Genomic DNA, 12,767 nt, shown 5'->3' with positions numbered 1-12,767 from the left:
GAGAAGGGCAAGTTTACAAAGTCAAAAGCCAGTCTTCGGCCCTGGAAAAGCATGGTTGACTGGCTTTGACTCCAATTTACCAAGGAGATATAATTATGTTGCAAGAAAAACGTCTCAAGCCGTGGACTGTAGTTCGCTCGCTTCCGAATGTCGAAAAGGTGGTTGTGGGTGAGTTTCGCAGTTGGTCTGATGCAGACGGTCATTTGAAAATTCTCAAGCGGATGGTTCCGGCGGATCGATTGAGTGTTGTGTTCGATCCGGTAGTTCCAGCGTAATGTTGTTGCTAAATTGATAAACGTGCGATCGCTCTTTGAGCTAAGCGATCGCCTCTTTTTTTAGATAATAAAAAATGCGACCGCTAAAAAGGCGATCGCAACTTGAATCATTGTCCTTAACTGCGGCGAATTTCAGTAATTTGGTCGGCAACATCCAAAATTCTTTGAGGCATGGATGGCCCGGTAAAAATCATATCCAAATGATGCGGCTTGCTGTCAATCAATGCCACTACTTCTGCTTCGGGAATCAAGCCCAAATTAACCGCTAAACTCAATTCATCGAGAATAACTAAAGAATAACGACCTTCGCGCACCGCATTTTGAACGTACTGCCACAATTGTTCGATCGATCGCGTCTCAAGCTCATCTAAATCGGCCTTGTCAATGCAGCGTGGCAAATCGCACCGCACCCAATCTAAATTTTGTCCCAGCCGCATTGGATGCTGGTGTCCTTGATTAATTCCTCCTTTGAGGAACTGCACCGCCAGTACCGGAGCTCCCTGTCCTGCAATTCTGAGGGCCCCAGCCATGACACTGGTAAAAAAGCAGCGGTGCGGGCCTGTAAAAACTTGCACCAGCCCTTGAACTGTGTAGGGCAAGCTGTGGGTTAAATTGAGTTTAGGGGTTTGTAACTGAGCAACCATAGGGCAATATTTAATCAGCAACTAAGTCTTGAGTGCAGCTCCGACCTTGGCGCGGCTGAAGCCTGCTTGACAATATATAGTGTACTGGGCTGAGTGCACATCCGATCGAACGCTAGATATACAAGTTGTCAAAAGCTAGCGGCAGAGGCATTAGCAGTCGTTTGTTCGATTTTTGAACTCTATTAGCACTTACGCAGAAACCCGGTTTTTTACCAAAATACGGCGGGGAGCGCCACAGTTAGATAGTTAGAGGGTAAAAAAGCAAGGCGATGAGAGTCTTGGGAAATCCAGGACTGTTAAGAAAAGGTACACATCGCGTAAAATTTGAATGTCGCGGCACTAGGAGCAGGCACTGTGAGATTGGTGATTCTGGGAGGGCCAGGAGCGGGGAAGGGAACGCAGGCTGAACAACTGTGCAGCAATTTGAGCATTCCTTTGCTTGCAGTAGGGGACATTCTCCGCGCGGAAATCGCAGGTGAAACAGACTTGGGCAAGTTGGCGGTGCCTTATGTGGAAAAAGGGGAGCTAGTTCCCGATGAAATTTTGATTAAATTTATCGGTAGCCGGCTGCTGCTGTGGGATGTCTTTAATGGCTGGCTGTTGGAGGGATATCCGCGAACGGCTTTTCAAGCTGAGGAGTTGGATTTTTTATTAGAGGATTTGGCGCAGGAGCTAGATTGGGCGATTTGGTTGAAAGTGCCGATCGAGGTTTTGCTGAGCAGGTCGATCGAGCGGGATCGATCGGACGATAGTCCAGAAATTTTGCAGCGCAGGCTCGATTTATTCCACGAGCAAACGATCCCGATTTTAGATTATTACGACTATCGCAAGAAGCTGTTAACTGTCAATGGCGATCGATCCCCAGAACAAGTCCAGCAGGATATTCTAAAAATTGTCAGTAGTCCGTAGTCAGTAGGCAGTTGGTAGTTGGTAGTTGGCAGTAGCTGTTATTTGTTGATTGTTACTAATAACGAATAACGAATAACGAATAACAAATAACAAATAACAAATAACTTATGTCCACAAAACGTGCCGATGGCAGACAACCAAATCAACTTCGTCCGATTAGTTTCGATCGAGAGTTTACCAAATTTGCTAGCGGTTCCGTGCTAGCGAAAAGCGGCGATACTCAGGTACTTTGCAGCGTTACAATCAAGCCTGGAGTGCCGAGGTTTCTGGAGAATACCGGACAAGGTTGGCTGACAGCGGAATACCGAATGTTGCCGGGATCTACGCCGCAGCGCCAAGAGCGGGAATTTATGAAATTATCGGGACGGACTCAAGAGATTCAGCGGTTGATTGGACGCAGTTTGCGATCGTGCTTGGATATGCAACTATTGGGCGATCGCACAATACTTGTCGATGCGGATGTTTTGCAAGCGGATGCGGGGACTCGCACGACTTCAATTAATGGCGGGTTTGTGGCTGTGGCTGACGCTTTGAACAAGTTGGTGCAAAAAGGTGATTTAGTGCGATCGCCCATTATTCACCAAGTTGCGGCCGTGTCTGTGGGGCTTTTGGAAGGCGAGCCATTTTTAGATTTGAATTATCTTGAAGATGTGGCGGCTGAAATTGATTGTAATGTGGTAATGAATGGAGATTTGAATATCATCGAAATTCAGGGAACTGCGGAAGCAGGAAGTTTCAGCCGGAGTCAGTTAAATCAAATTTTGGATGTGGCAGAAACTGGAATTCAGGAATTGTTGGAGGCTCAGCGGCAAGCTTTGGTGGAGTAGGTCAATCTAATTCATAATATACAGCAGATTCCACATTTATGAACTACAGTAGCCGCTATATTTATATTGTATGATGTTAATCAGTAGGGTGCGGATCTGCGACCTTTTAAATGGAACTTGCAGATTGACGGGTGGCGGCGCACCTTACTTACTACAAGATTGTGTGTACCGCACATACATGGAATATGCTGTATATAGAAATAAGCTGTTGCGGCATTTAAATTGTCTGTCAAAAAACAATCAAACAATGAGTGGGGAGTAGGGGTGGGAGCATCCCGCCCGCCTCTAATATGCAATTTAAATGCGCGACAGCTTAGAATAAATCCGGTATAGTCTCACTATTCCAGAGTCAAAAGATTGTCTTTGACAGCAATTTTTCCTTGAAAATAGCAGCTCGCTCCCGTACAGAGGTAATTTCAGTACCAGCAACAAGCTCAGATTCAGTTGCTAGTTTTATAGCCTCTTCCTTGTTGCCCTCTACCTCTGCTAACTCAGCTAAACTTAGTAGTACATTAGCTATTGTATCATTGCGACTAATTTCTCTGCTGAGTAGGAGGCAGTCTTGATAGTAACGTCTAGCTTGATCGTAATCTCCTTGTAGAAAGTGCCATTGTCCCAAATTCATTAGTGGATCGGCTTGATAGTAGCGATATCGAATTCTCACATTAGGATAATCTTCTAGCAAAATTTGATAGTTTTTTAGAGATAGATTAAACTGCTGATAACTCGCCGAAAAATCTCTCAACTCAAGATACACGCATCCAATAACATTTGGTAACTCTGCTTCATGAAGAGCCAATTGATCGTCAATAGGTATTTGACTGCGTTTGGTCTTCAAAATTTCCCAAGCTTGATAATAATGCTCTAAAGAAAGTTCATACTGCTTTTGCCGATTTGCCAAATTTCCCAAATAGCGTAGCAACTTACATTCTTTTAAAAATTCTTTAAGCAGTTGATACTTCTGTAGCGATTCCTGGAAACATTGCTGAGCCTGGACAAAATCTTCGCTTTCCATGTAAGCGTAGCCCAGTTCACCTAATAGCTGTGCTTGAACATTGACATCATTTATATGTATAGCAGCTTTAAGAACGATATTGCCACAGCGAAAATAATCGTTCCAGTAACATAAAAACCATAATTTTATACTGACTTTTTCCCAGACATAAAATAGTAAGCTGAATGAATCTTCACTTTCATCATTTCGGGATAAACAGAGCGTAGCCATCCCGCTCAAATCACTAAATATATTTGCTCTATCTTCATGTGATGTGAAATCTATAGCCATAATTACCTTTCCATTTAATTGTCTGGATTAGTCAATATCGTACTTCCATTTTGCTATCTGTTCCCATTCCTGAAGTGACAGTTGCCACTTATCTACCAATCCTCCTCGCAAGCTGCGTCTTACCCAAGGATGTAAGTTATATCGCGGTTTACCTTGGGCATCTGTTTCGTCTTCAATCAAATACCATCGCCTCAGTTCGCGTCGCGCTATGCTCCAGTCTGACTCCTGTACCTGTCTAGCACCAGACAATTCTTCCCAAGTCACACCTGCATCAGAGTCCCCCATGTAACGGAGTACGTTCTTAGTTGCATCGCTAATTCGCTGCCAAGCTGTCTTTAGAGAAAACTCGTAAATTTTTTCAACATCTCCGCTAGCTTGTTCTAGTGCCGACAACACTGGCTTCAATGTTCCATCGTCCAAGACACGCCCAACCATGAAATGTAATGCAAGCGGAGCACCGCAAGATAAATGATAGACTTGTTGAAGTTGAGCTGTGTCTGCTTGTAGTAGTGCAGGGACGTTTTTGTATTTCGCTTCATCCTGCAACAACTGGTAAGAGCAGTGTTCTTCCAAGGGCGGAATATTAATCAGTCCAACATAACAAGCATTGGTTTGAAAGCGACTGGTTAGCAATACCCGACTAGGGTTAAGCATTTCATTAAGTTTGGGTAAAATATCCTCAAGTTGTGCAGTTTCAGCATTGTCTAGTACAATCAGCCTCTTTTCTTCTTTAATGCGCTGGTGAACTCGCTTTACCGAACAGCCATCTAGTTGATGGGCAATCTCTTGAAGTAACTGATTCCAACTAAGCGCCTCATCTCGTTCTGACTGGCTGATTTTACCATCTAAAAATTCGGTGTCTCTTGCTTTGACCCATAGCACATCAGCAAAGAGATTGTTACGCACTGCTGCCATAGCAACTTTACAGGCTACTTCTGTCTTGCCGTACCCCGCACTACCGCATAGAGAGAGGATAGGTGCTTCTTGCGGGTCGTTTAGCCGGTGTAACACTTCTTCGCTGAAACTCTCTCTTCCCCACACCTTTCGGCATCGTAAATTGGGAATCCATACCCCACGCTGGTTTTTGCTGTAACCGTCAGTTGGTTGTAGTGGTAATACGTTAATTTGGTCTTCCAGTGAAGGTGTTGTGGTTGCAACAGATACCACAGGTAACTCTATTTTCTGAATTTGGCTGAGTTCAGCAACTTCTTCCCAGTTAACACCTACAGACTTACAAATTGCAATAAAGGTAAACCCATCAATGGCAGACTTTCTTGCCCAAAATCGCTTTAGTGTGGCTTCTGAGGTTGCGGCAGCTTGTACCCATGTTAAAGAAATTTTCTGCCAGCGTTTCTTGCGTCTCGCTTCGTCAACGATTTTTAGCCCCTGTTCTGATGCCTTCAGCTTATCAGCCATGCTTTACTATTACCCCAACGGTGCTCCGAGCCAATTTTAGCTCACTTTGGTTCAGTAACGGAAGCAGTGAGCTATTTAGTGAGCTAAAAGAATGAGCCAAACTGAGCCGCCAAGCTAATTTGTATCTGAGATATTAGAAATGTGGGAAGCAAATTTAAGTAAAAACTTCCCAGACTCAATTCAATATAAAAGGAGCAAATGCAATGCCTGAAGAATATAAAGGATACGATCGCGAACGCACAGAACAAATAGAACAGCGAAATGGAGAAGTCGGCGATACAGAGTAGGGTGGGCAATGCCCACTTTACTATTGAATCCAAATTTTTCCAATGGAATACCCACCACAGTTTCTTTTAGCTTAGATATGAACAGACAGCTTATTTGACTTGTCTTACTAGCTATATTCACTACTCCTATTGCTTTGGCGCCTAGCGATCGAGCCGACTACTCTGGACAAGATCCACAAAATACAAAGTGCAGCCAATATGGGAAATAGGATTCACATCAGGGGGATCTTACTCAACTATTGGCTTAGGTGGTTACCAGCGACGCGAAGTAAAAATTCACCTAATGTATTCACAAAGATGCAACGCTAATTGGGTGAAAGCTGATGTTCCCAGAGATTCGCGCCTATATCTTAAAGATGAATCAGGTCGCAAGTACGTTGAATATTTCGCTAAAGTTTCGGGAGTGAACTTCACGGATATGCGGGACGCTGGCATCAAATTCTACGCTTGTGTTCAGTATCCAAACGGTCAGGAAGTCTGTACAAACACAGCGCTTTAGTAAACAGCAAGTAGGGTGAAAATTGTCATCACGAGAAAGTGGTTTTTTTAAGTTTATAGTGCGTCTGTCATGAATTCAATACCAATCAATCCAAAAGTAGTTACGAAGATGTCGCTACCAACAACAGTTAGCGTTAAATCGTTTTCCACTCAACAATTAGATTAGGAGACACGAAAATGAATTGCAAAATTTTGATTTTCCCCTTATTAATACTAATGTCGGCGATCGCCCCTTCGACGTGGGTATTGGCGGCAGTTGGGAGTACCTCAACTACCCCAACAGCTAAAACTGATACCCTGTGGAAGAATAGCCGATCGACAAAGATTTGTATAGACAAGCATGGCAACACATATCAGTGTCCTTAATTAATATAGCACTTACGCATAAATACCAAAAAAACCGGGTTTCTACGAAAATCTCAACATCCTCATTAGATAGCTCAAGAAACCCGGTTTCTGACTCCCCCACGCGATCGACAACAGTGAATACCATGATGGGGAAGCAGTTTTGCATTTTAACTAAGGTGGGCAAAAAGCCCGCGTCCCGCCTGTGCTTCTTCAGCGCTTCAAAAAAGTGCGTGAAGCGGAGCTATCCCGTAGGCGGTCGCCCTGTAAATAGTAGAGTTAACTCGATTTTACTACTTGTGCTATAATTGAGTAAAAATCTTTGTAATTACCAATTGCTAAGATAATGCAAGCTGAAAAAATATCAACTTCCATATCACAATCGCTACTACAGTTTATTGAAAGCTACAAAATTGCTAAAGGAGGCAAATCGCCATCCCCAGTAATTGAAGTAGCGGCGTTGCTGAATACAGGTATGAATTCAAGATTTCCCAATTGCTATGGGCCAAGTATGGTGAGTTTTGTAACTTCGGATAAAAGTTGATTCATACCGTAAATCAGCAAAGCCCAATTTTCTTAGTCCGCGAAGGCGGACTTGGTTTGACAAGAAGCGAATTCTATTCGCCCTATAATTCGCCCTATATTCGCCTTATATTCGCCCTTTTTCTTTATTTCCTTACAAAACTTGCCGTGGGGCGATCGGAATTTCAATAACAAACTCTGAACCCTCTCCCAGTGCAGACACGCAAGTCAAATTTCCGCCGTGAGAACTAACAACAATCGAGTGAGAAATAGACAATCCCAAACCAGTACCAGAACCCACCGGCTTAGTTGTAAAAAACGGATCGAATATCTTGTGCAGCACCTCAGTGCTCATCCCCGGGCCGTTGTCAGCAATTCTAATTATAGCAGAATTCCGGTCTGTCACCTCTGTAGAAATTGTAATAGCAGGCTGTTTCTGAGAGCTGTCCTGGCAATCTCTTGCTAAGAGGAGCGCATCGATCGCATTTGTCAAAATATTCATAAATACCTGATTCAACTGAGACACATAACAAGTAATTAATGGTAGCTTGCTGTAATTTTTAATCATCTCAATTCCCAAACGGCCACCCTCTTTTCTCAGGCGCGGTTGCAGCAACATCACCGTACTGTCGATGCCTTGATGGATATCTACCGACTTCATTTGCGCTTCATCGAGGCGCGAGAAATTCCGCAAGCTGAGCACAATATCCCGGATTCTTTCCGCTCCCACTTTCATAGAATCCAGGAGCTTTTGCAAATCTTCGATCAAAAATTCCAGTTCAATTGTTTCTATTTCCTCTAGGATTTCATCAGCAGGTTCGGGATAGTGCTGCTGGTAAAGCTCAATCAATTTTAGCAAGTCCTTCACGTATTCGCTAGCCGGATTGAGATTTCCGTAGATGAAACTTACAGGATTATTAATTTCGTGAGCTACACCAGCCACCATTTGCCCCAAACTCGACATCTTTTCCGTTTGAATTAACTGAGCTTGAGTTAGTTTTAGTTCGCGCAAAGTTTGTTCTAAACGCTCGTTTTTTTCATTTAATTCCTGCGTTCGCCCTTGCACTTTCTGCTCCACCGAATTGTAAAGCAGAGCATTTTCCAAAGAAATAGCAACTTGGGAAGAAAGCAACCTTAAAACTTCTAATCTGTGGGGAGTAAACGCCCCGACAGTTAAGTTGTTTTCTAAATAAAGAATGCCGATTAGTTTGCCTTGATTGACGATCGGCGTACACAAAAGAGATTTGAGCTGGTGTTTGGCGACGTAAGGATCGGCCGTAAATCGCCCCTCAGCCGCCGCATTGCTCAACACCAAGTCCGAGCGAGTCCTTTCCACATAATTAATCACCGCCACAGGTAAATCTTGACATTCTTCAACAGGCGTAAATTGCAGCACCGCTACATCTTCAGCAACTACTGACGCTTGAGCTGAAATTAACAGTTTTCCATCTCTAAGCAAGATTAAAAAACCGGATTGTGCGCCCGCGTTTTCCAGCGAGATCCTCATCAAAGAAGCCAACAACTTGTCTAGGACAATTTCACTGGAAATCGCCAGAGATGCTTTCATTACAGTTGCTAAATCCAGCACTCTCGCATCACTGCCAGTAGAAGTATGAATAGTTGTTGTAGTTTGATTGTTGTTAAAACTTCCGTTGAGCGGCGTCATTTCCCGCAATTGTGGATACTTCTGTTCTAAATCTTCTACTTTGCGGACTGCACCCCAGCGCAAGTAGCACGAGTGAGCTTCGCGCAAGTGGATTTTGGCATATTGATACTTGCCTTTACTCAACCAAAATTTGGCTGCTAGTTCATTGGCTAGCGCTTCATTTTGGACAAACTCATTGTCTTGGGCTAAATTTATAGAAAAATCGTACAGCTCTACAGCTTCTGAATCTTTTTTGGAAATTCTGGCTATTTCTGCTTGTACTAAAAGGTACTTGTGCAGAAAATTTTCGGCACAGTTGTCTGCCCAAATTTTCATTTGTTTTTGATTGGCTTCTAACTTTTCGAGATATTGCTTTTGCTTGTCTTCTGAAACATTTTGGAAAACAGCCGCTAAAACTAGAGAAAAGAAAAAATTCCATTCGGTAGCGGGTATCGCTCCGGTAATAAAAGATAGCTGTTTTTCTACTTCCAAAGCTAGTTGCAGGGCTTCGTTGAAGTTGCCGTACAAGTACATTACCTGGCATTTGCGAATCTGATAAAGGCACAGCGAGTACAAATTTTGATGAGCTTGACAGTTGTGTACGTATTCAGCTTCGCTGATATCTTCGCTGTCAAATACAAACTTTTCAGGAGTGAGTTTGCTCAAGTTGCGTAGAATTAACTCTACCCCTAATAATATATCGGTTACGAGCTGATTTTTGGTTTTTTGGCTGAACTGCAAATACCTGCTCGTGTCGGCCAGAATTTGCGAGATTTCTTTACCTTGAAAAAATGAGTTAGCTATGCGGTTGGACAGGATATAACCCGCATATTCTAAATCTCCTGATTCTAAAGCTGCTTGATATCCTTCATTGCTGATCGCGTGGGAATCTTTGATGTGGTTGAACCAGTAATAAAAAATACTTACCAGGGATGAACAAGCTCTGCACTTCAAGCCGATATTGCCAGATTTTTCGCTGAGATTCAGCGAGAGCAAGCCGAATTGATACGCAGCTTTGTAATCTCCCGAAACTGCGTTTAAGAACATACCGTAGCCAGCATAGCAAAGAGAGGCTTCGGGTACTAAACCGTATTGTAGAGAAAGATTGACTCCTTTTAAAACGCTGACTTTCCACAAGTCGGGATTTTTGAGGTACGCCGATGTGAGCAAGTTTGTAATTAATTTGACGGCAACTTTTTTTTCGGGTACAGTCATTTCGGGGGCGTCAATCAGGGAAGCTATTTCTCTACCTGCTAAAAAGTTTGTGGCTGCTGCAAATTCTTCGGATATGACTTTTTGCAGCCCGTCTAGCGGCAAGTCAATTCCCAGCAAGTTCAAAGCTTTGATTCCGGCTTTAACGGCTTCTTCGTACTTCGCCCGGAGGGTGTACTGCACGATCAGCAGGTTGTAAATTTCTACCTTTTCTAATGCCGATCGCGCTTTTTCCAAAGTTATATTAATAAATTCTTCGGAGTTCTCAAAAAAACCGTTTAAATACTCAACATTTGCCCGCTCCATGTGCAAGGCAAAGGCTAAATCGTAGTGGGAATCCCAAATATCGGCGGTCAAACCGTCCATGCCTGCGGTCAAATACTGCAATGCTGAAACATAAGCAGTGGCATCTTTGGCTCTGCGGGTGGCGTCTAAATTCAGCGTTGCCAGTTCAATTAATTCTCGATCGTCTTTAATTAGCGATCGAGCTACATTCAAGTGATCGACTAATTCAAAGATTCTGTCAGCTCGATATTGAGCCGGAGTGTTTTCTAGGATTTGCCTGCCTATTTTCAGGTGAACTGCCTTTTTTTGCGAGTCGTCGATCAGAGCGTAAGCTGCTTGCTGTACGCGATCGTGCAAAAATTTATAATTCAGAATTAACAGCGGAAACAGCACGTAATCTAATGACTTGCTTTCCAATTCCGAAGTTGGCAGAATCAGTCCCGACTTAATCGCCGGCAACAGGTGAGAAAAAGTTTCCGAGGCTTCTTTTTCATGAATTAAAGAAAGAGTATTTAAGTCAAATTCGTTTCCCAAACAAGCCACTAAACGCAAAACTTGCTGCGTTGAACTTGGCAGTTTTCTCAATTTTTGTACCATCAAATCAACTACATTGTCAGTGATAGCGCACTGCTCAATTTGAGTCATATCCCAATGCCAGCCGCCCTTGCTACCCGACTGTGGCGGGTGAAAAACTAGCAGGTTTTCCTGATACAATGTTTGCAAGAATTGATTTACAAAAAAAGGATTGCCGTCGGTTTTACTGATTACCAATTCAGCTAACGGTTTGACAGATTCTCGATCGCTGTGCAAAGTTTCGGCAATCAAATGAGTTATGTTTTCTACCCCCAGCGGCGACAAAGCAATCTGATTAATGATAGCTTCCTGATTTCGCAGCGTCTCCACAGTCATCATCAAAGGATGAGTGGGACTGACTTCATTATCCCGATAAGCGCCAATTAAAAACAGATATTGCGTAGCTTCATCTGTCATCATCAATTCGATCAGCTTGAGAGTAGCAGAATCAGCCCACTGCAAATCGTCGAGAAAAATGACCAGCGGATGTTCTGGCTGGCAAAATACGCGAATGAAATTTTGAAAGACTAAATTAAAGCGGTTCAGAGATTCCGTCGGCCCCAATTCAGCTACAGGAGACTGAGCTCCGACAATTAGTTCAACTTCGGGAAGTACATCAATAATAATTTGCCCGTTTTGACCGAAAGAAGTGCGGAGTTTTTCGCGCCAAACTGCTAATTGAGATTCGCTTTCAGTTAACAGTTGCCGCACCAATTCCGAAAAAGCGCTGACAACGGCAGAGTAAGGAATAGTCCGCTTGTACTGGTCAAACTTTCCCCAAATAAAATAGCCGCGCCTGCGGGTAATAGGTTTGTCTAAAATCTTCACCATTGCAGATTTGCCAATGCCGGAATAACCGGCAATCAGCATCATCTCGCTGCGGGATTTATGCTGTCCTCTCGCGATCGCTGACAGAGCACTTTCTTTTTTAAATTTGCTCTCTTTCTTGATGACAGAAATTTGGGAATCTTCGATGCGGTTGCCTCGATTATGGGTTGCTGCTACCCGTTCAAATGCAGCTAAAAGAGTTTCAACTTCTCGCTGTCTCCCGTAAAGTTTTTGAGGGATTTGAAATTTGTCGGAAATATCTTGGCTGCCGAGGGGAAACTCGGAAATAACATCAGATGTTTGCAACTGAAACAGACAGGATTCCAAATCGGCTTTCAGCCCCCAAGCACTTTGATAGCGCTCTTCAGCGGTTTTTGCTAACAATTTCATCACAATATGTGAAATAGCTTGAGGAATTTCAGGTGCAATTTCAGCGAGAGGTACTGGCTGTTTTGCGATGTGACAGTGAACTAGCTCCATTGGATCTGTAGTGGGGAAAGGGAGCTGTCCTGCCAGGATTTCATAGAAGGTGACGCCGAGGGAATAAAAGTCGGTGCGGTAATCGATTACCCGGTTCATTCTGCCGGTTTGTTCGGGCGACATATAGGCTAAAGTGCCTTCTAAAAAATTGGGATTTTTATTCTGAACGTTTTCCAGGTTTGATGCAGTTGAAATGCTAAAATCTATAAGTTTAACTTGTCCTGTAGCCGGATTAAAAACTATATTAGAGGGGTTGATATCTTTATGAATTACATTTTTGCTGTGAATTTCTCCCAAAGTTTCAGCAACTTTGATGGCAGTAGTCAGAAATCCTAAACTGGTAAATTTTTGGGAAGCCATGAATATTTTTAAAGATTCGCCGCCAAAATCTTCTAAGATCATTGCCAGACTATTTCTAACCTGCTGCAACTTGTACACTTTAACAACTCCGTCCAGCAGGTTTAAGTTGGCAGTAATCTCATATTCGCGCTTGTATCTATTCAGTTCTTCAGGAGTCGGATAGTCTTCTTTGATAAGTTTGATAATAACAGGTTGGTTGTCCTGCTCGTTGTGGCCGCGGTAAACCAGGGAAGTGCTGCTTTCATAAATGAGAGCGAGAACTGCAACGCCGGGAATTGCCATCATAGTTGGGTTCTCTCAAATTAGGTGTGCTTGGTCAATGTTACAGGACTTACGCGCGGCGGGCTAGAAACCGGGTTTCTTCGTTGCTAGTCGT

9 protein-coding genes are annotated in these 12,767 nt (G+C 43.3%); 4 read left to right on the top strand and 5 right to left on the bottom strand.

Annotation, left to right across the window (positions count from 1 at the left end; all coding sequences use genetic code 11):
• The first annotated feature begins 95 nt into the window (after window positions 1-95).
• A complete protein-coding gene (locus QUA56_RS03415; protein ID WP_333353223.1) occupies window positions 96-275 on the top strand; it encodes a hypothetical protein in 180 nt (59 codons plus the stop codon).
• A 116-nt stretch (window positions 276-391) separates the two neighbouring features.
• On the opposite strand, the gene QUA56_RS03410 is transcribed toward QUA56_RS03415, so the two are convergent.
• On the bottom strand, window positions 392-919 hold the full coding sequence (locus QUA56_RS03410; RefSeq protein WP_333353220.1) for a P-loop NTPase family protein: 528 nt from the start codon (window positions 917-919) through the stop codon (window positions 392-394).
• A gap of 354 nt (window positions 920-1,273) precedes the next feature.
• Here QUA56_RS03410 and QUA56_RS03405 point away from each other — a divergent pair, with 354 nt between their 5' ends.
• Both QUA56_RS03405 and rph read left to right on the top strand, forming a co-directional pair.
• Window positions 1,274-1,828 carry a nucleoside monophosphate kinase gene (locus tag QUA56_RS03405; protein WP_333353217.1) on the top strand — a complete coding sequence of 185 codons (555 nt, stop codon included), beginning with the start codon at window positions 1,274-1,276 and terminating at the stop codon, window positions 1,826-1,828.
• 107 nt (window positions 1,829-1,935) lie between these two features.
• On the top strand, window positions 1,936-2,655 hold the full coding sequence (gene rph, locus QUA56_RS03400; RefSeq protein WP_333353214.1) for a ribonuclease PH: 720 nt from the start codon (window positions 1,936-1,938) through the stop codon (window positions 2,653-2,655).
• Window positions 2,656-3,004: 349 nt separating this feature from the next.
• Here rph and QUA56_RS03395 read toward each other — a convergent pair whose 3' ends face one another.
• A complete protein-coding gene (locus QUA56_RS03395) occupies window positions 3,005-3,940 on the bottom strand; it encodes a tetratricopeptide repeat protein (protein ID WP_333353211.1) in 936 nt (311 codons plus the stop codon).
• A 27-nt stretch (window positions 3,941-3,967) separates the two neighbouring features.
• Window positions 3,968-5,356, bottom strand: coding sequence for an NB-ARC domain-containing protein (locus tag QUA56_RS03390; RefSeq protein ID WP_333353208.1), 1,389 nt, complete (start codon window positions 5,354-5,356; stop codon window positions 3,968-3,970).
• A 570-nt stretch (window positions 5,357-5,926) separates the two neighbouring features.
• On the opposite strand from QUA56_RS03390, the gene QUA56_RS03385 reads away from it, so the two are divergent.
• Window positions 5,927-6,142: a hypothetical protein gene (locus QUA56_RS03385; RefSeq protein WP_333353204.1), complete on the top strand. Its 216-nt coding sequence runs from the start codon at window positions 5,927-5,929 to the stop codon at window positions 6,140-6,142.
• 133 nt (window positions 6,143-6,275) lie between these two features.
• On the opposite strand, the gene QUA56_RS03380 is transcribed toward QUA56_RS03385, so the two are convergent.
• Both QUA56_RS03380 and QUA56_RS03375 read right to left on the bottom strand, forming a co-directional pair.
• A complete protein-coding gene (locus QUA56_RS03380) occupies window positions 6,276-6,479 on the bottom strand; it encodes a hypothetical protein (RefSeq protein WP_333353201.1) in 204 nt (67 codons plus the stop codon).
• A 683-nt stretch (window positions 6,480-7,162) separates the two neighbouring features.
• Window positions 7,163-12,676: an AAA family ATPase gene (locus tag QUA56_RS03375; RefSeq protein ID WP_333353197.1), complete on the bottom strand. Its 5,514-nt coding sequence runs from the start codon at window positions 12,674-12,676 to the stop codon at window positions 7,163-7,165.
• Between the last annotated feature and the right edge of the window lie 91 nt (window positions 12,677-12,767).

The organism is Microcoleus sp. N3A4, assembly GCF_036701805.1.
Lineage (GTDB): Bacteria > Cyanobacteriota > Cyanobacteriia > Cyanobacteriales > Microcoleaceae > Microcoleus.
This window is presented reverse-complemented; position numbering and strand designations above follow the sequence as displayed.

Bases quoted from the DNA above. Each gene is read 5' to 3' on its own strand.
- QUA56_RS03415 (WP_333353223.1), top strand. From the start codon at position 96: ATGTTGCAAGAAAAACGTCTCAAGCCGTGGACTGTAGTTCGCTCGCTT.
- QUA56_RS03410 (WP_333353220.1), bottom strand. From the start codon at position 919: ATGGTTGCTCAGTTACAAACCCCTAAACTCAATTTAACCCACAGCTTG.
- rph (WP_333353214.1), top strand. From the start codon at position 1,936: ATGTCCACAAAACGTGCCGATGGCAGACAACCAAATCAACTTCGTCCG.
- QUA56_RS03395 (WP_333353211.1), bottom strand. From the start codon at position 3,940: ATGGCTATAGATTTCACATCACATGAAGATAGAGCAAATATATTTAGT.
- QUA56_RS03390 (WP_333353208.1), bottom strand. From the start codon at position 5,356: ATGGCTGATAAGCTGAAGGCATCAGAACAGGGGCTAAAAATCGTTGAC.
- QUA56_RS03385 (WP_333353204.1), top strand. From the start codon at position 5,927: ATGTATTCACAAAGATGCAACGCTAATTGGGTGAAAGCTGATGTTCCC.
- QUA56_RS03375 (WP_333353197.1), bottom strand. From the start codon at position 12,676: ATGATGGCAATTCCCGGCGTTGCAGTTCTCGCTCTCATTTATGAAAGC.